At 58.5% G+C, this 17,000-nt stretch carries 17 protein-coding genes; 14 read left to right on the top strand and 3 right to left on the bottom strand.

What is annotated here, in order from left to right; all coding sequences use genetic code 11:
* The first annotated feature begins 37 nt into the window (after nucleotides 1-37).
* The 14 genes from AC4GMC_RS03570 (at nucleotide 38) to AC4GMC_RS03505 (ending at nucleotide 12,367) form a co-directional block, all read left to right on the top strand.
* Nucleotides 38-616: a lytic transglycosylase domain-containing protein gene (locus tag AC4GMC_RS03570; protein ID WP_487875758.1), complete on the top strand. Its 579-nt coding sequence runs from the start codon at nucleotides 38-40 to the stop codon at nucleotides 614-616.
* Nucleotides 616-906, top strand: a complete 291-nt coding sequence (locus tag AC4GMC_RS03565) for a TrbC/VirB2 family type IV secretion system protein (RefSeq protein ID WP_025060020.1) — start codon at nucleotides 616-618, stop codon at nucleotides 904-906. Before AC4GMC_RS03570 ends, AC4GMC_RS03565 begins: the two co-directional genes overlap by 1 nt.
* Nucleotides 907-913: 7 nt before the next feature.
* A complete protein-coding gene (locus AC4GMC_RS03560; protein ID WP_106473616.1) occupies nucleotides 914-1,192 on the top strand; it encodes a VirB3 family type IV secretion system protein in 279 nt (92 codons plus the stop codon).
* Nucleotides 1,182-3,542, top strand: coding sequence for a VirB4 family type IV secretion/conjugal transfer ATPase (locus AC4GMC_RS03555; RefSeq protein ID WP_487875744.1), 2,361 nt, complete (start codon nucleotides 1,182-1,184; stop codon nucleotides 3,540-3,542). The genes AC4GMC_RS03560 and AC4GMC_RS03555 overlap by 11 nt, the downstream gene beginning before the upstream one ends.
* Nucleotides 3,542-3,700, top strand: coding sequence for a hypothetical protein (locus AC4GMC_RS03550; RefSeq protein WP_487875745.1), 159 nt, complete (start codon nucleotides 3,542-3,544; stop codon nucleotides 3,698-3,700). The genes AC4GMC_RS03555 and AC4GMC_RS03550 overlap by 1 nt, the downstream gene beginning before the upstream one ends.
* Entirely contained in the window at nucleotides 3,693-4,841 is a 1,149-nt protein-coding gene (locus AC4GMC_RS03545; protein WP_487875746.1) for a lytic transglycosylase domain-containing protein, read from the top strand. Before AC4GMC_RS03550 ends, AC4GMC_RS03545 begins: the two co-directional genes overlap by 8 nt.
* Nucleotides 4,838-5,617 (top strand): type IV secretion system protein, encoded by a 780-nt coding sequence (locus AC4GMC_RS03540; RefSeq protein ID WP_487875747.1) that lies wholly within the window; start codon nucleotides 4,838-4,840, stop codon nucleotides 5,615-5,617. Before AC4GMC_RS03545 ends, AC4GMC_RS03540 begins: the two co-directional genes overlap by 4 nt.
* A 4-nt stretch (nucleotides 5,618-5,621) precedes the next feature.
* Nucleotides 5,622-6,272 (top strand): VirB8 family type IV secretion system protein, encoded by a 651-nt coding sequence (locus AC4GMC_RS03535; protein WP_487875748.1) that lies wholly within the window; start codon nucleotides 5,622-5,624, stop codon nucleotides 6,270-6,272.
* Nucleotides 6,273-6,275: 3 nt separating this feature from the next.
* Nucleotides 6,276-6,971 carry a TrbG/VirB9 family P-type conjugative transfer protein gene (locus tag AC4GMC_RS03530; protein ID WP_487875749.1) on the top strand — a complete coding sequence of 232 codons (696 nt, stop codon included), beginning with the start codon at nucleotides 6,276-6,278 and terminating at the stop codon, nucleotides 6,969-6,971.
* A complete protein-coding gene (locus AC4GMC_RS03525) occupies nucleotides 6,964-8,277 on the top strand; it encodes a TraB/TrbI/VirB10 family type IV secretion system protein (protein ID WP_487875750.1) in 1,314 nt (437 codons plus the stop codon). The genes AC4GMC_RS03530 and AC4GMC_RS03525 overlap by 8 nt, the downstream gene beginning before the upstream one ends.
* Before the next feature lie 2 nt (nucleotides 8,278-8,279).
* The gene (locus AC4GMC_RS03520; protein WP_487875751.1) at nucleotides 8,280-9,275 is read left to right on the top strand and encodes an ATPase, T2SS/T4P/T4SS family; all 996 of its coding nucleotides are present in this window, start codon (nucleotides 8,280-8,282) and stop codon (nucleotides 9,273-9,275) included.
* Nucleotides 9,268-9,435 carry a DUF4177 domain-containing protein gene (locus AC4GMC_RS03515; RefSeq protein WP_487875752.1) on the top strand — a complete coding sequence of 56 codons (168 nt, stop codon included), beginning with the start codon at nucleotides 9,268-9,270 and terminating at the stop codon, nucleotides 9,433-9,435. The genes AC4GMC_RS03520 and AC4GMC_RS03515 overlap by 8 nt, the downstream gene beginning before the upstream one ends.
* Nucleotides 9,436-9,465: 30 nt before the next feature.
* Nucleotides 9,466-10,473, top strand: a complete 1,008-nt coding sequence (locus tag AC4GMC_RS03510) for a TrbL/VirB6 family protein (RefSeq protein WP_487875753.1) — start codon at nucleotides 9,466-9,468, stop codon at nucleotides 10,471-10,473.
* A 238-nt stretch (nucleotides 10,474-10,711) separates the two neighbouring features.
* The gene (locus tag AC4GMC_RS03505; protein WP_487878860.1) at nucleotides 10,712-12,367 is read left to right on the top strand and encodes a patatin-like phospholipase family protein; all 1,656 of its coding nucleotides are present in this window, start codon (nucleotides 10,712-10,714) and stop codon (nucleotides 12,365-12,367) included.
* Nucleotides 12,368-12,750: 383 nt separating this feature from the next.
* On the opposite strand, the gene AC4GMC_RS03500 is transcribed toward AC4GMC_RS03505, so the two are convergent.
* From AC4GMC_RS03500 to AC4GMC_RS03490, 3 genes are read right to left on the bottom strand one after another with little or no spacing between them, the layout of a single operon-like run.
* Nucleotides 12,751-14,643 carry a type IV secretory system conjugative DNA transfer family protein gene (locus tag AC4GMC_RS03500; RefSeq protein WP_487875755.1) on the bottom strand — a complete coding sequence of 631 codons (1,893 nt, stop codon included), beginning with the start codon at nucleotides 14,641-14,643 and terminating at the stop codon, nucleotides 12,751-12,753.
* The gene (locus AC4GMC_RS03495; protein WP_487875756.1) at nucleotides 14,636-16,444 is read right to left on the bottom strand and encodes a relaxase/mobilization nuclease domain-containing protein; all 1,809 of its coding nucleotides are present in this window, start codon (nucleotides 16,442-16,444) and stop codon (nucleotides 14,636-14,638) included. Before AC4GMC_RS03495 ends, AC4GMC_RS03500 begins: the two co-directional genes overlap by 8 nt.
* On the bottom strand, nucleotides 16,431-16,880 hold the full coding sequence (locus AC4GMC_RS03490) for a hypothetical protein (protein ID WP_487875757.1): 450 nt from the start codon (nucleotides 16,878-16,880) through the stop codon (nucleotides 16,431-16,433). The genes AC4GMC_RS03495 and AC4GMC_RS03490 overlap by 14 nt, the downstream gene beginning before the upstream one ends.
* Nucleotides 16,881-17,000 lie beyond the last annotated feature (120 nt).

The raw sequence follows: 17,000 nt of genomic DNA, 5'->3' as shown, positions 1-17,000 counted from the left end.
AGCTGCCCCGGCCTATTCCGAAGGCTTCGTGCTTTCCATGCGGGCCGATGGGCAGCTGGAAACCAAATCCCCCCAATCAGGTTTTGCACAAAGCTACGTCGACGGGATTGGTGCAAACCCGCCGGAGCTGATCGTATTCGCAGCTCCGGAACCTGAAGCTCCCACTCCTGCACCCGCCCGGGCAGTTCCCCGCCCCGAAATCCTCGCAGCGCTTGAAAGCACCGCGCATCGTTATGGCGGGCACCCTGCACTGCGCCGCGCCGGTCTGTCGGTGACGGAGTGGCAGGCCCTCTTCCAAGCCAATATCGAGATCGAAAGCGCCTATCGCCCGAATGCGCGCAGCTCGGCAGGCGCGATCGGCCTCGGTCAGTTGATGCCCGCGACGGCCGCGCAACTCGGCGTTGATCCGAATGACTGGCGGGCGAACCTTGATGGATCCGCACGCTACCTTTTGATGATGTTGGCGCAGTTCGGCACGCCTGAGCTCGCGCTCGCTGCCTATAATGCGGGACCAGACGCGGTCGCGCGCTATGGCGGCATCCCTCCCTACCAAGAAACCCAAAATCACGTGCGCCGCGTCATGGCCGTGCGTGATCGACTGACTGGAGCCTCCTGATGCACATACAATTCCGCACAATCCTGTCGCTGGCTCTGGCCAGTCTAATGATTGCCAATCCCGCCTTCGCGCAGAGCATCGACCTCTCGCCGGTCCAGAACCTGCTGCAAGGCATCGTCGACACGATCACCGGCCCCCTAGGCATTGTCATCGGCACCTTGGCTTTGATCGGCGTGTTCCTCTCCTGGCTCTTTGGCATCCTCGACTTCCGCCAGGCTCTTTGGGTACTGGTCGCGATCGCAGGCATCGCAGCTGCGCCGACCATCGTGACCGCGATCTGGGGCGCGTAAATCTGACATGGCAACGCAATCCCGCCTCTTCCTCGGTCTGATCCGGCCGCCAAAGCTCATCGGCTTGCCGATCATGTATGCCATGGTTTGGCTCTTCGGGTTTGTGTTGCTGTTTCTCTGGGTCCAGAGCTGGCCGGTGATCATCATCGCCGCTCTGGCCTATCCCGCGCTGTGGAAAGCGGCGGATTGGGATCCGGCCTTTCTTGAGGTGATGGTCACCGCCCTACAGGAAACGCCGCCCACCCCGAACCGCAAGATCCATTCGGGGGACAGCTATGCTCCATAACCCCTCGGATGATCTTGCGACGCTACCGGACTGGGCGCGCAAAGAGCGGCCTATGGCCAGTATGCTGCCCTATGTCAGCCTCGTGGATGACGTGACAATCCGCACGCGCGGCAATGCGCTGTTCCAGTGCATCCGCCTTGATGGCGTCAACAGCATGACCAGCGATGACGCACATTTGGAGAAGATCCGCGCGCTCTTTGCGGCGATCATTGCGCAGATTGGGCCGGAATACTGTTTCTACCTCCACAAGGTATCAAGAGCGATCGAGACCGCCTTGCCACTAGTGCCCAATGAGGGGTTTGCCCAAGCCCTGGACAGCCGATGGCAAACGGCCATGGCGCGGGCGGGCCTGCGGGACAAAACGCTCACACTCACAGTTCTGAAACGTCCTCCCCTCGGCGCTCGGCTGCGCCTGAAACGTGCAAATTCAATCGCGCAGCTGAATGACCAGACAACCAAACAGCTGCGCAAGCTCGAGGAAATCGTTGGTTTTCTGCTGTCATCTTCTGCCGAGATGAATCCGCGCCTGCTTGGGGCTGAGAGCGGCGAACTGCTCGGCTTCCTCGGGGCGCTCAATATTGGTCAGGAACGGCCGCTGTTCGCCAAATCGCGATTTGGCGTCATTGCCGAAGATGTCGCCAACACGCGCGTCACGTTTCAGGGGCGAGGCTTTACGCTCGACGATGGGACGGCGGGCAAGCGGCTTGGCACTAGCTTTGCAATCAAGACCTATCCCGCCAAAACCAACTGCACCATGTTCGATGAGCTGAATCTGCCCGTCGACATGGTCGTCACGCATTCCTTCACGCCGATCAACAGCAACATCATGGCCAGCCGGATCAAACGGCAACAGCGCTTGATGAAAGCAAGCGATGATGGCGCGATATCCCTTGCGGAAGAACTGGTCGACGCGCTGGATGATCTGGAATCCAAACGGCTCAGCTTTGGCGATCATCACATGACGGTGACGGTTTTCGCCGAGACCGAGGAAAAGCTAGAAGCAATCGCCGCCGAGGTCCGCAACATCGCGGCCAGTGAAGGCGTCAATCTGGTGAACGAGAGCTTTGCAGCGCGGACGCATTATTTCGCGCAGCATCCGGGCAATGGGCAGATGCGCAGCCGCAAGGCCGCCATCACCAACACGAATTTTGCCGATCTCGCAGCGCTACATCGCGGTCAACTCGGCAAACCCGGACACAAAGTGCCTTGGGGCAAGCCGATCACTCTCTTCCCGACGCCGGAGCGTTCGGGGTTCCTGTTCAACTACCATGAGACGGGTCAGCCGGACAAAGAACCGACCGGCGGGCACACCTTGATCCTCGGCCGTCCTGGCTCAGGCAAGTCAGTGCTGTCGGCCTTCCTCATGACCCAAGCCCGTCGCTGCGACGCGCGCGTGTTTGTGTTCGACTATCGCGCAGGTATGGAAATGGCCGTGCGGGCCAATGGCGGGCGCTACAGCGCTATCAAGGCGGGTGAAGCAACCGGTCTCAATCCACTGCGCACTGAAATCGATGGGCGCGGGCAAGCCTGGCTGTCTGATTGGCTGGCGACGCTGCTGCACCGGACCGACAAGCCCCTGAGCCCGGTCCAGATCAACCGCATTCAAGAAGTGGTGCGCCAAAACGCCGGGGCGAGCGATGCTGCCCTGCGCAACTGGCAGGATTTGGCCTCCCTCTTTGTGGCGGGGGCAGATGAAGGGGATCTGTTTGAGCGGATACAGGAATGGACCGCAGATGGTCGCTATGGCTGGATCTTCGGTCAAAGCGCCGAGGATACCTTCTCGCTCGATGGAGATGTCGTGGGGTTCGACCTGACCGGCATTCTCGACAGCGAAAGCGAGAAGGAACGCATGGCGGTCCTCTCCTACCTCTTTCGGCGGGTGGAACGCGTGATCGAGGACCGCAAGCCGACATTGATCATCATCGATGAGGCCTGGAAGGCGCTGGACAACCCGTATTTCGCGGACAGGCTCAGCAATTGGCTGGTCACGGCGCGCAAACAGAACGCGGTCGTCGTGATGATGACCCAATACGCAAGCCAGCTTGAGAAAACCCGCACTGGCAAGACGATTGTCGAGGCTGTGCCGACGCAACTCTTACTTCCTAACATACGCGCCTCGGCCAGTGATTACGCCATGTTGGGCCTTTCTGAAAAAGAGCTCAGCGTTCTGCTCAGCACGGGCAGCAACTCCCGTCTGGCGCTGGTGCGCGACGACCAAGGTTCGGTGGTAATCGATGCCGATCTGAGCGCCCTTGGCCCTTACCTCACGGTCCTTGGTGGCATGGAGAAAGGCGAAGCGCTGGTGGGCGCAGATTATCGCCAGAACCCCGATTTTTGGAGACAGATTTGATGCGTAGGCTGTTCGCCCTTATCCTCACCCTTTTGACCCTGACAGCCTGCGCGGAATACCGGCCGTCAGAGGCAGAATGCTTCAACTCCTTCGCCGAGGTCAGCCGCAGCAACTGCAATTTCGAGCTGCTCGGGCCGATTGGTGGTCTCGGTGAGTAATCACCGCCTGCATATCTTTGCGGGCTTGGTCTGTTTCGCCGCGCCATTGGCCTATGCCCAAGGCGTGCCCACATTTGATGCGGGCATGTTTTTACAGCGTGAGCGCGTGTTGCAGCAAGGCGAACAAGATCTGGCGCTGCAGCGGGATCGGTTGACCAAAGAGGAAGAGCTTGAAGAGCTCGAGCAAGAGCAACTCCAAGCGCTGGAAGACATTCTCGATGCGACGACGTTGGCCAGCGGGAATTCCGGCGGACTGGTCGCGGGTTTGGAAGCTAGTGCATCACCTGAAAGCGCCGCAGATACGCTCTACAGTCCGGTCGACCCAAACCCCGGCGCGGCACAGATGTTCGGCGATGCCTCGGGCTCCATCGAACAACTAATCATTCGCGCGGCTCAGGAAACGCGCCACATGTCCGGCGTGCGCGCTGCCGGTCTGTCGCCCAAGCAATGGCGCTGTCTTTTGCAGGCGCTGATCTGGCAAGAAAGCCGCTTCACCATCGGCGCGCGCTCCCCTGTCGGTGCGTTCGGACTGACCCAGATCATGCCCGGCACGGCGCAGGATCTGGGGATTTACCCGGCCTATTTTGAAAACCCCTACATCCAGGTCACCGGCGGCGCGCGCTATCTGGCCCGGATGCTGGCCATGTTTGATGGCAACATCATTCACGGGCTAGCGGCCTACAATGCGGGTCCCGGCAACGTGCAGCGCTATGGCGGCGTGCCGCCCTTTGCTGAGACCCAGCATTACGTTCAGGTCATCCCCAAACGCTACAATCTCTACCTTGCCCGTGTCGGCGGCGTCGACGCGCTCGGCACCATTGATCCTGTCTTGCTTGCCAACTCCACGATGAGCCTGACCTCATTCGGCGCAGGGGTCTATGGCGACTACTCCTTGGTGTCGGTGCAAGCGGCTGCGCTGCGCGTGCAGGACATCATCACCCGCATTGGCGAGACCGACGACATTCACGCGGCCATGTCTCTCAACACCTATGCGCGGGCCGAGCTCGCTCGCCTGATCGCGATCCGCACGCGCCTCAAGGCCTCCCACACCCGCCCGCTTAGCGCAGCTGAACTGGCCATGGCGGCCGCGCAGGCGCGTGAACAAGACTTCATGCACTTTGATCTGGAGGCTCTCCGATGATCCGTCTTCTTTCGACCGTTGCCACCTGCGCGTTGCTAGTTGCTTCTCCCGTATCTGCCCAAGGCGTTCCCACGGTCGACACCCGCAACATCGCCCAGGAAATTCGCCAACTGCAGCAATTGCTGGAGGATTTCGGGATCCAAACCGACCAGCTCGACACGCTGCTCGAACAACTCGACCTCGTGCAGCAGCAACTTGACACGCTCAACGAGACCTACGCGGCCCTGACCGGCGCGACGGATATCATCGAAATAGCCATGGGCGGTGATCTGGATGGTCTCCTCGACCAAGAGTTCGGCGATCTCTTGGGGACTATCCGACAAATTCAAAGCGGTGACTTCAGCGGCCTTATCGGCAACGCCGCCCCTCAGATGGAAGGCCGGATGACGCAAGCCTTGGAGGATGCAGGTTTTGATCAAGACAGCTTGTCCGACATGGCCAGCAGCGGCAATCCAGGGGCGGAGCGCATTGCCAGTCAGGCAGGCACCGGGGCAATGATGTCGGCGGCGGCTGAGAACAGCTATGACGAGGCCGCGCAATCCCTCGAACGGGTCGAACAGCTGGTCTCATTGATCCCGGACATGGAAACGCTCAAGGAAGCCATGGATCACAACACCCGCGTCACAGCCGAACTGGCGATTGCCATGACGCGCATGTGGGAACTCGAAGCCATCCAGACCGTTGGCGCTGGCCAATCCGGCGTGGTGGATGCCGCCACGCTGGCCGAAGAACGCCGCTACATGGACTTCACGCTGCCAGACCTGCGCGCGGACTGACCCCATGAACAGCGAGGCAGAAATCATCGAAGAGGAGCTGGTCTACGGCGCACGACGACGCGAGCTCATGTGGCAGAAATTGGGGCTGACAGGCATGGCGTTTGGTATGGCAGGTTGCCTCGCCGCTGCCCTCGTGGCCCTCTTCGACGTGGACCCGCCGCCCATGATCGTGCCCTTTGATAGCGAAACCGGCATGGCCCTCCCCAATGCCATGGTTGAAGCGGTCTCACTCACGGAACGCCCCGCTATCATCGAGGCACAGGTCTACCGCTATGTCATCGATCGAGAGACATACAACCAGCTCGACAATGATGTGCGTGTGCGGCGGGTCCTGGACCAGTCGGACGGCGCGGCCGCTGCAGGACTGCGCGCGCTTTGGACAGGTGGCCATGAGGCCTATCCGCCGGACAGCTACGGCACAGATGCACGCCTTGAAGTTGAGGTTTTGTCGATCACCCATATCAGCGCCAATCGTGCCCAGGTACGATTGCGCAAGCGGCTCAATTCACCGCGCGGCACTCAAAACGGGCTCTTCACCGCAACCCTGATGTTTGAGTTTCGGCCTGAGAATAGCCGGTCGATCGATGATGTCTGGCAGAACCCCTTCGGCTTCACCGTCACCGAATATGCGATCCGCTCAGATCGTCTGGAGTAACCAATGCGCCGCCTGTTCCTGTTCCTCGCTTTCATTGTTCCGCTCGCTGGCACCGCCTATGCCGAAACGCAGCCGCGCCAAGGCCCCTATGATGCCCGCGTTCGGCTGGCCACCTATCAGGATGGGCAGGTCTATCGCATCCGCACCAGCCTGACCCATGTGACCAGCATCGAGTTTGGCCAGGGCGAGACCATCCGCTCGATCATTGCGGGCGACACTGAAGGGTTCCTTCTCGACGGCGTCCCCGGCGGTCAGGCCTTTGCAATCAAACCAGTCACGCGCGGCGCGCATACCAACATCACGGTCTACACCAACCGGCGCAGCTATTATTTCAATGTGACCGAGGCGAGTTCACCGACCTTCTATGTCATCCGCTTCACCTATCCTGAGGCGGCACCCCAGCAATCCCGAGTGGCCGCAAGCCAACCTGCGAACCACGCCTATGGCGTCAGCGCGCGGTCCGAGATCACTCCGCGCGAGATTTGGGACGATGGCACCTTCACCTATTTCCGGTTTGCCGCAAACGCGCCGCTGCCTGCAATCTTTCGTTGGTCCGGCGGCAATGAGCGCAGCGTGAATGCGCTCGCCCGGTCAGATGGTGTGATCCGCGTGTCAGGTGTCAGCGATCGATGGGTTCTCCGGCTCGGCGAGGATGAGATCTGCGTCCAAGAGATGAGCGAGGCAACCCAAGATGAGTGAAACAGCTGAGCTTAAGAAGCGCCTCGAAGCGCTTGAAGGCAAACCACAAAACCGAAAATCGCGACCGTCCGTTGTCACTATTGCCCTAGGCATTGGGGCAATCGCCGCTCTGGGCGGCCTCTTGCTGTTGTTCTCTGGCGGTTCTGAACCCGACAGCTTGGAAACCGCATCCCCAGATGAGTTCCAAGCGGCAGGACCGGGCTTTGGTGCGCTCGAACCCACGCCCGCACCGATTGACACAGCCCCGCCGCCGGAGCCGGAACCGGCCAGCGACACAGAAGAGCTGCGCGCGCAAATGGACGCCATGCGCACTGAGCTCGAAGCACTGCGCAACGCACCCGCACCTGAAGTCCCAGCCGTCAACACTGAAGCATTGGAGACCTTGGGTGCAGAGATCGATGCCCTGCGCAGTGAGGCCGCTGCTACGCAAGCCGCCTTGCGCGAAGAACTGGAAGAACGCGCACGTCAGATACAGCGACTGCAGAACGATCTGGAGCTTGCGCGCCTGGAAACCCCGCGCACGCCCGCACCTACCGGCCCCACGGCCGAGGAACTGCGCCTTCAGGAGCTGGAACGGCGGCGGCAAGCCGAACTTGAAGAGCTGCAAGCCCGTATCGCCAGCCCAATCATTGCTTTCGGCGGCTCGGGCAGCGGCAACAATGAAACTGCCGCGCAGCAGCGGCGGCTTGATGGGGACACAGACTTTGTCCGAAATGGCGCTGAACCTGCCGAGGTGACGCAGGCCCAGTTGATCGTGAACCCGTCAAACACCGTTGTTCAAGGCACGATGATCCAGGCCGTGCTCGAGACAGCAATCGACAGCTCGCTCGCCGGTCAAGTCCGCGCGATGGTATCGGAAGATGTCCACGCCTATGACGGCTCGCGGATCCTGATCCCGCGCGGCGCGCGTCTGATCGGGCGGTATCAATCTGGTCTCGATATTGCACAGCAACGCGTGACCATCGCCTGGGACCGGATCATTCTGCCCAGCAACCAGACCGTTGAAATCAGCGCCTTTGGCGGTGATGAACTCGGGCGGTCCGGCACAACCGGTTTCGTCGACAGCCGTTTTGGCACGCGGTTCGGGTCAGCCGCCCTGATATCGCTGATCGGAGCCTTGCCCGCCGTGGCAGCCCAGAACACCGAAGATGAGATCGCCTCAGATGTCATCGAGGGCATTGGCGAAGACCTTCAGGACAGCGCGCAAAGCGTGATTGGCGAATATCTCTCCGTCTCGCCCGTGATCTATGTCGATCAGGGTGCCCGCGTCACCGTGATGGTCGACCGCGATCTGGAGATCTTCTGATCATGGCGGCCAGCTATCTGCAAAGCTCGATGGACAAGATCCCCGAGGCGCGCGATCCAAAGCTGATTGAGCTTTGCATCAACCCCGACGGCACGCTGTGGGCGGAGTTTCAGGGGGATCACTTCATGCGGAACGTCAATCGACAGCTCTCGGCGAATGAGATCAAGGACCTGGGAAATCAGATTGCCTCCGCCGCGAACACCACGCTCAGCCGAACGAAGCCCATCGTCTCGGTCAGCATCACCTACCGAGACCGCCCAATCCGGGCGCAAGTCATCCAGCCCCCCGCCGTTGATGGCGGTTACGCGATTTCACTGCGTTTCTTTTCGGACCTGCCACTGGATCAGATCAAGCTGTCCTATCTTTTCGGCAAAGAGCGCAGCAACGAGGGCGCAAGACGCAAGCGCAATGCCGAGCTGCGCAATGTCGTGGCCACCGGCGACATCGATGCGGCGATCAAGTTTTGCGTCACCCACAAGCTCAACATGATCGTCTCCGGTGGCACCTCTACCGGCAAGACCGTCACGGCGCGCAAGATCCTCTCCTTCGTGCCCGCCGACGAGCGTATCGTCACGATCGAAGAGGCTGCGGAGCTACGCCCGGCGCAGCCCAATGTCGTCACGCTGATGTCTGATCGCGACGAAGCTACACGCAGCGCTGATGTCCTGCTGACCTCCACCCTGCGCATGCGGCCGGACCGCATCGTCTTGGGCGAAGTGCGCGGCAAAGAGGCCATGACCTTTCTCGAGGCGATCAACACCGGCCATGGTGGCTCACTCACCACGCTCCATGCTGAAACCCCTCAGCTGGCCGTGCAGCGCCTCGCCATCGCCGCCCTGAAAACCGACGTGCCCATGACCTACCAGGACATGAACGACTACATCACCCGCTCGATTGATGTGATCATCCAGGCTGGTCGCCATGAAGGCGCACGCGGCATCACCGAATTCTACCTGCCGGTTGACCCGGCCCACGCAAAGGAAGCAGCCAATGTTTGAATACAAGATCGAAATGATCAACACCGCCAAAACAAAGCCACCGAAGATCGAAGCGCAGCTGACCGCCCTTGGTCAGGATGGCTGGGAGTTGGTCTCTGTCGTGCCGGATTTCGACGGCGAGCACATCCTGAAAGCCTTCCTGAAACGCCGCACCGGCTAAAGCACCTAAAAGCAAACCGAGGAGGATCGGATGGGCGTAGTCACCTGGATGGTCGAGACAACCGACAACTTTCTGGACGACGCGGCCCAAACCACCTTTGGCAATGTCGCCGGTCAGCTTGGCGGCGTCATTGCTGTGGCCTCGACGCTCGCCGTTATCGGCGTGTTCCTCAACATGGTGTTTCAGTACAAATCCATGGACGGGCGGACCGCCTTCTGGTTCGCCCTCAAGCTCATGCTCATCTCCCTGTTTGCGATGAACTGGGTCCAATTCAACGCCGTGGCTAGCGCCCTGATCAACGGGCTCGACCAGCTCGCGGGTGGCATGGTGGCAGGGCTTGGCGGCGGCGGCGCAGGTACATCCTACTTTGCCGAGGCCTTCGACGATCTCATCGAGGAATTTGGCGACTACCTGAACGCGGCCGGTGACAACATGCATTGGATGGCCGGAGCCCTGATCGGCGCGATTGGTGCGTTCCTCCTCGGCGTCATTGGCGCGCTCTGCGGCCTTGTTCTGATCTTCGCGAAGATCATGCTGGCCTTCATGATCGGCATCGCCCCAATCATGATCGCGCTTTCGCTGTTCGACGTGAGCAAGGACTACTTCCACCGCTGGCTGTCCAGCACGGTCTCCTACGCGCTCTACCCCCTCGTGATCGCGGGCGTGTTCTCCACCGTCGTCGGAATGTCGCGATCGCTGATGACCGAACTCGGAGATCCCTCCGGCGCAAGCAATATCGGTGCACTGGTGCCCTTCTTCATGATGATGTTCCTCGCAGGCGGTATGATCATCGCGACCCCGCTGATCGTGCGCTCTATCTCAGGCAACTTCATGATGGCTGGGCCGCCAAGCATTCCCGGCCCCAGCGGTTTCGCAAAGGGCTTAATTGGCACCAAAGGGTCACGGGCGCGGGCGCGGTTTGGGAACAGGTCTAATGCTGAGATCGCGGGGGCTGGGATACGTCAGGCAGGTGATGCGACCGTCTCGATGGTTCAGAGGGTGGCAAATCGGGCGAAGCGGCTTAGTGGATCAGATTGAAATTCCATACTGCGCCTTTTGCTCAAGCCCCCTTCGGAAGTCTTGGTCATTCGCATCCCAAAGGTCTATTGGGCGTCAACTTGACATTTGCTCTTTCTCCTTGAACTTCTGCCTCAGGGTATGTAGCGCGCCCGACTGTCAGGTTGATTCCACGTTGTATTTTACCCGCACCCCGCTAAAGTCCATCGAGCTTGCGGGCTACCTAGTTACAGCAAAATGTAAAATTAATCGGATCAAAATGACGATACCCATCAAGTGTATTTTTCAGGGCGGCGGAGCCAAATTGGTTACTCTTTTAGCTGCGGCAGAAGTGCTAGAAGACCTAGAAGGCGAAGGGATTCTTCAGGTAACGGAAGTTGCTGGCACCTCAGCGGGTTCGATTGCGGCTTACCTTTTGGCCCACCAGAAACCGACGGATCAGCTTCGCTTAAAAATGAAAATTGCGGCTCGTGACGTCATCTCGCATTTTTCGAAACGCCCAAGCATGAAGAAACTTGCATGGAAAATCTACTGGGGTTCGCCTGTATTTGACGAGAAGAAGTTACGAGAGTTCATTCGCGCGATCGTGACTGAGGATGAAGCCGAAAGGCCAAAACTATCCGACACACGTATACCAGTCCACATATGCACTGCTGATATACGAAACGGAACCGACTTCATTTATCCCCCTGAAAGCAATGCACCAATTGACCGTGTTCTAGCGGATTCCTGCGCCATCCCAATTGCCTTCAGAACGTTTAGTGACAACTCGGATTACGCCGATGGCGGGGTCGCATCGAATTTGGTGGGGCCAAGCGTATTTGGGGAAACAACCGAGAGAGTTCTTGCGTTGTCATTCGCACGCACAGCGCCCCGCGACTACAAGGACGCTCAATCGTACCTACTTGCTCTAGCATCGACAGCCATCGATAGTAGCGTTGAACAGTCGCAAAATAACATTATTGCTCAAGGGGGGTACGTATGTGAACTACCCAATGAGTATGGAACATTTGACTTCCACGAAGCACTTGAGAACGGCTTAGATGACAAAACTTTCAGAGAATCCAAAAGTGAAATCCGAGCTAAAATTCTAAGAGCGATCGACGGTTTCCGACGAGCTGACAGACAGCTCGACCTAAAGAACGACTTAGGCCGTGTCCAACGATTTGCCAACGCCACCTTGAGCCGAATTATGGAGCAGTACCCATACGCCATTGTGGGATCATCCACACTATGCGTAGCAAACTGCCTCGGTTCAAAGAATGATGACGAAGCCGTCCAACCGGATAAAGTCATTAAGGACGTCTATGTATCTGCATCCGGCGACGAGCTAATGGCTTTCCGAATTGGTTTAACCAGAGAAGAACACTATGAGCTCGGAAAAGACATAAATTGGGAAATTCACGATGCGCAAGGCGTGGACCTAAAAAAGGAAGTAATTCACGAGGTCTTGGAAACAGTACAGCGCGGAGATCAAAGTGTGGTTTATCAATCATGCTTTTGTTTTGCCAAGCCAATCGTTCAGTCGAGAACACCAGTACGAATACGGCTGGTAACGTCTCATGTAAAACTTATGGGCAACCTCAGGTTTAAGGAGAAAACTGAATACATGCGCTCTGAATCTCACCAAGAAGACAGAGTGAAATCGCTGGACTTCGTTTTCTGCTACCCGCAGCAGGCGGGGGAATTCGTCATGACCGACCTGCTACAAAACTACCACCGAGCTGACCCAAAACCGTCAAAATTTGCAGAGATGAAGGAAAGATGGTTTACTGGAGGGCCCCTCACTGGAGACGGTTTGACGCGTTATCGAAATGAACACTTGTATCTGTCAGACTATCAGTTTAGCGGTTGGCGCTGGGAAAACGTGCCACCTGAAACGTTCTCGGGTGTGCTAATTGAACGTTCTAGATAATGCGTTGATTTTGATGCGGCCACTAGGTATCGTATCAACATCGAGCAGGAGGACATACATGATGGTGAAAGCCATAGAGACTGCAATCTAGTAGTGAGTTCCCTTTTGGGCTCATGCGACTGAATTATTGAACGAGGCCGCGCACTGCGCGGCCTCTTCTCGTTACACCAATGACAACGAGCGATTCGCTCTAAGCAATTTTCCGTAGACTATGTCGCGCAAAATTCATTCCCCACCAATTGTGACAAGGGAGCCACACCACACAATGAGATATACCGCGCGACGCGCGTAAGCTTTTATTCCATCTTAAATCAATAGCTTACAGAAAATCCGACCACCATTGGAGGACATCAAACAAACAACATATCCCAATTCAAGGCCCCTCATCCCCGAGCTGCCTCCTCCAAAAATCTCTCCATCCGATCTGTTCCAGCCTGATACTCGCCCCGGCTAGGCGTGTCGTCCGACGTTACTTCCCGCTGTTCGCTGACAAGGTCTTCGACCTCTTCTCGCAGTTTCCCACCGCCTGCGGAACCACCAACTGGCACCACCTTCGGCAACTCAAGCTCTCCGATCTTTGCTTCCAGTGCCTTGATCTGCCCTTGCAGCCCGCGCATCTGGTCTCCTGCCGAGGGATAAGGTAGATCGCCGGTCTGCTTGTCGAAAATCTGCTTAAAGAACCTGTCGTCATAGTATTTGATCCGCTTGGCGCGGACGGGCATTTGCGCGTCGACGACCAGAACAATGTCATCAAGATCCATGCGCCGTGCCTCATCCTCGGGTAGGAGCGCGGTTTCTTCAGTCCGTTCAGACATGCTGCGACCAGCGAAAGGGTTTCGGCCGACAGAACGCGAGCGGGTCACAACGCGCTTGGTTGTTTTGCCAACGGCCTTGCTGAGCTCTTCGATGGTCTTTTCGTCTGAGGGGGTCAGATAGAGCTTGATACCCGCGTTGCCCTGCAAGGCGCGGCGGGCGTTTTCACCGTAGATTTCGTCCAGCGCCGGGATCGTCTGTGTGACGATCGCGAGGTTCGCCCGGTAAGATCGCAGGGTTTCGATGCTGTCCAGAACGATGGGCATTTTGCCCAAGCGGTTGAACTCATCGAGCATGATCATCACAGGCCAAGGCTCGTCCTTGCCGGGTTCATGATCTTGCAGCGATGCCAACAAGTCCGAGAAGAACAGACGGATAAGCGGCGCGAGCGGTTTCACCATCAGCGGTTCGACCACGAGATAGACCGAAAACGGCGTTTTTCGGATGTCGCGGAAGTCGAAGTCTGAGGTTGCGGTTGCACGGTCGATGGCGGGGTTGGACCATTGTTTGAGGCCAGATGTCATCAAGAGCGACAGGTAGGACGTTAACGTGTCGTTGTTGGTTGAGGCCATGCGCATGAAGATCAGCTTGGCGGCTGGGTTGACCACTTCATCGGCGCGGCGGCGGTATTCCTTCTGCTTGTCCCCGCCCGACGCGGTGATGCGGTAAATCTCACCCAGGGTCGGCCGCTTGCGCTCGAACGCCAAAAGTCCTGCCGCCACGAATAGATCGATACCGCCATCGAGGAGTCCTTGGACGCGGTCGTTATCTGCTTGCAGGAACAGCGAAGCCAGAAGTTGCAGCTCCATCTGCTGACGGTCGACGTTTTCCAGCACCGATATGCGCAGCAAAGGATTGTACCGGTGAGAGCGACCATCCTTCCAATCTGTTGGCGCGAACCGGAACACCTTGTCGCCCTGTGCGGCCCTGTGGCGCGCCGTCGCCTCGAAGTTCTCACCCTTCACGTCCAACACCACCGCGCTGCCCTGATAGGTAAGCAGGTTCGGGATGACGAAACCCGTCGTTTTGCCGCGTCCGGTCGGGGCGACGATCAGGGCATGGGGGAACACCTTGGACATCACGAAGGGTTTGCGACTCTTAGGCTTACCCATTTTGCCGAGGACAAAGCCGTGGCCAGGCTTGCCGAAAAAGCCGTTCCGCTTCATCTCTGACATGTGCTGCCAGTGGGTTTCACCAAATTTGGTCAGCGCGTCATTCATCAATACAGCGCTGAGCAAAACACCCGCGCAAGTGCTGATCCCCACGATCAAGTGAACAATCTGCATGTCGGCCTGATGGGTCGTTCGGAGAACCCCATAGCTGCGTGCCAGCATCAGGAAATCGATATCCGCCCCAACCCCGAACCAGCGGAACGTCAGAAAGGCCGACGCCAGAACATACCCTAGCACCGCGCCCAGAAGAGCAAAGCACATGACGCCAAGTGCGATCCGCGTCTTACCCATGCGTCACACCCTTTTCGCCATCGCTATCGACATGCCGCTCGCGTTGAACATCAATTTCTTCATTGGCGATCTCATCGAGGACGTGCTCGATCGCCACGCTGTTCGCCAGAGCGGCATCGCTCTGCAGATAAGCCTTAGCCGCATAGAGCCGGTCCAGGCGGTCTTCGATATGTTCCTCCAGAGCGGTCTCATCGCCAATCGCCAAGTCCGGGGTGCCCTCTTCACTGACCAGTTCCTCCATCTCAGCACGCAATGTCTCGCGTTCCTGATCGTTTCGGAATGGATCTACGGTTGGGTCGTCCCTCATACGAATCAGGATTTCTGCAGTGGTCGGCGGCAGCCGGTCGATGATGGCTTCCTGCCGGTCAGTCTCCACCGTACCACTGTCTCTAAGAACCTCGGCATCTGCCAACACACGGCCCAGATCACTGTGCACCTGGTCAAGGCGGTCGATCACTTTCTCGAGTTCATCGGCGCGTGACAGGTCAAAGCCTTCTTTATCGGCAATCGCCTTCAGATCCTGTCCAAGCCATTGCCGTTCCAGCGCGGCATTGCCCGCGCCGATTTCAACGCGGCGCGTCACCTCTTGCGCGTCAATTCCGGTGCCTTTCAAAGCCCGCTGAAGACGTTCGGAAAGAGCTGGATCTTGCAAAGCGCCTTGGGCCTCGGTCCGTATATTCGCTGCGGAATAAATTCCACTCTTGGACGCATCCTCAAGCAAGGTGTGGGACTGCGTTCCCATTGGGCTCAGATGTGACAAAGAACGATAGATGTCGTTCAGCTCATGCTCCAGCGCCGCACGTCGCTCCACCGGAGCGTCCGCCACAATGCGTTCGGCTTGGTTGATCTTGTCGTGAAAGGCATCCACGACCTCATCAAAGGAATGCTGTTCTTCGGCCATACCATATACCTTTCCATCTGCTTCAATCGGAATACCCTGCGCCAAAAGCGTCGCGGCTTTGTCCAAGGCAGCTGCAATGTCATGCTGGTTCTCGCGCGAGGCCTCGGCAGCCAGGCCGCGATAAAGCCGCGCGTTCTGCACCACCTCAGCCAATGCGCGTTCGAGCTCTGGCCCCACGCGCTCGCGTTCGGTTAGCTGCTTTCCCGTGTCTTCCGCGCGGCGCTGTTCTACATCGCTTGGCCTCTTCGTCGTGATGCCTCGCTCAAGCTTTCTCGTCGCCTCAAGGCGCAGCCCATAGCGGTCCGACACCTCCACCATCGCCTCGCGAAAACTGTCGTAGTTGAAGTGGTGCCCTTCCTTTAGAAAGAAGAACTCGCCGTCCTTGCTGCGCCGGTTCAGAACGATGTGCGCGTGGGGGTGATCCCGGTCCTCATGCACGGCGGCGATGTAGTCAAAGTGGCTGCCTTCGCCCTGAAAAAACCGCTCGCAAATCTCGCGCGTGATCTCGGCGACATCCTCGCCGCGCGTGCCAATCGGGAAAGCCATCAACAGGTGAGAAGTGTGCCCCAGCTTGGGATGAAACCCCTCGTTCCACTGCGCTGAAAACCGGCGCGTGACCTGTTCGATCTCTTTGGCTGACAGGACGCTTTGACCGTCATAGGTGCCCCGACTATCGATGATGAAGCTCGACTTGGTGGTCAGGTATTCCAGCTGGTTGCGCAGCTGCGCTTTGTTATGCGTGCCGCCGTCGCGAATGGCTTTGAAGATCGCGGGCGAATGCCCCATCGCCGCCCGGGCCATTTGCTTGGCACGGGCACGCGGCACGCTGCCGCGAATGCGGCTCCAGTCGCGATCGAAGAAGGCCTCCTGCGCGGCAGCAACGGCGCTATTCCGGGCCATCGGCAAAACCTCCCAGTACGCGAGCAACCTCGCCGGACAGCGCGCTTCGGCGGCGCTGCGCCATGTCCTGAACCTGGTCGGCGATATCGAAAATCAGCCCGGCCAAGGCGCGCACCTGGCTATGGGCAGAGTTGCCATAGGGCGGCGTCTTGCCCTGCCGCTTTGCCTCGTTCAGGCGCTGTGCAATCTGGTTGATATTGTTGCCGGTGCGATTGAGCGAAGCCGATAGCCCCTGCATCTGGTTCGCCAGTTCATCGTCAGGAACAAAGAGATCGTTCGACGCATGGATCAGCCGCCGCAGCCCCTCCGCCCGGCTTACGATATCATGCCGCGTCAGCACCGCGTCAAAACTCGCCAGCTCTCTTGGCGTGAGCCGGACATTCACCAGTTCGGAGCGCACGCGCGCATCAAGCTTGCGGCTTTGATCGGCCTTCAACGTGTAGAAGATGCTGCGGGTCGTGACGCCGAATTCACGGGCCAGATCCTCGATCGGCGCCCCTTCGGTGCGTGTTTCGCGGGATGGTGGGCACAGATTTCATCTGATCGTGGGCAGTGA

It is taken from the genome of Thalassobacter sp. (assembly GCF_982993085.1).
The sequence above is the reverse complement of the archived record's forward strand: the minus strand, read 5'-3'. Positions and strand labels throughout refer to the sequence as shown.

Bases quoted from the DNA above. Each gene is read 5' to 3' on its own strand.
- AC4GMC_RS03525 (WP_487875750.1), top strand. From the start codon at position 6,964: ATGAGTGAAACAGCTGAGCTTAAGAAGCGCCTCGAAGCGCTTGAAGGC.
- AC4GMC_RS03500 (WP_487875755.1), bottom strand. From the start codon at position 14,643: ATGGGTAAGACGCGGATCGCACTTGGCGTCATGTGCTTTGCTCTTCTG.
- AC4GMC_RS03510 (WP_487875753.1), top strand. From the start codon at position 9,466: ATGGGCGTAGTCACCTGGATGGTCGAGACAACCGACAACTTTCTGGAC.
- AC4GMC_RS03555 (WP_487875744.1), top strand. From the start codon at position 1,182: ATGCTCCATAACCCCTCGGATGATCTTGCGACGCTACCGGACTGGGCG.
- AC4GMC_RS03535 (WP_487875748.1), top strand. From the start codon at position 5,622: ATGAACAGCGAGGCAGAAATCATCGAAGAGGAGCTGGTCTACGGCGCA.
- AC4GMC_RS03530 (WP_487875749.1), top strand. From the start codon at position 6,276: ATGCGCCGCCTGTTCCTGTTCCTCGCTTTCATTGTTCCGCTCGCTGGC.
- AC4GMC_RS03515 (WP_487875752.1), top strand. From the start codon at position 9,268: ATGTTTGAATACAAGATCGAAATGATCAACACCGCCAAAACAAAGCCA.
- AC4GMC_RS03505 (WP_487878860.1), top strand. From the start codon at position 10,712: ATGACGATACCCATCAAGTGTATTTTTCAGGGCGGCGGAGCCAAATTG.
- AC4GMC_RS03560 (WP_106473616.1), top strand. From the start codon at position 914: ATGGCAACGCAATCCCGCCTCTTCCTCGGTCTGATCCGGCCGCCAAAG.
- AC4GMC_RS03540 (WP_487875747.1), top strand. From the start codon at position 4,838: ATGATCCGTCTTCTTTCGACCGTTGCCACCTGCGCGTTGCTAGTTGCT.
- AC4GMC_RS03495 (WP_487875756.1), bottom strand. From the start codon at position 16,444: ATGGCCCGGAATAGCGCCGTTGCTGCCGCGCAGGAGGCCTTCTTCGAT.
- AC4GMC_RS03520 (WP_487875751.1), top strand. From the start codon at position 8,280: ATGGCGGCCAGCTATCTGCAAAGCTCGATGGACAAGATCCCCGAGGCG.
- AC4GMC_RS03550 (WP_487875745.1), top strand. From the start codon at position 3,542: ATGCGTAGGCTGTTCGCCCTTATCCTCACCCTTTTGACCCTGACAGCC.
- AC4GMC_RS03565 (WP_025060020.1), top strand. From the start codon at position 616: ATGCACATACAATTCCGCACAATCCTGTCGCTGGCTCTGGCCAGTCTA.
- AC4GMC_RS03570 (WP_487875758.1), top strand. From the start codon at position 38: ATGCGGGCCGATGGGCAGCTGGAAACCAAATCCCCCCAATCAGGTTTT.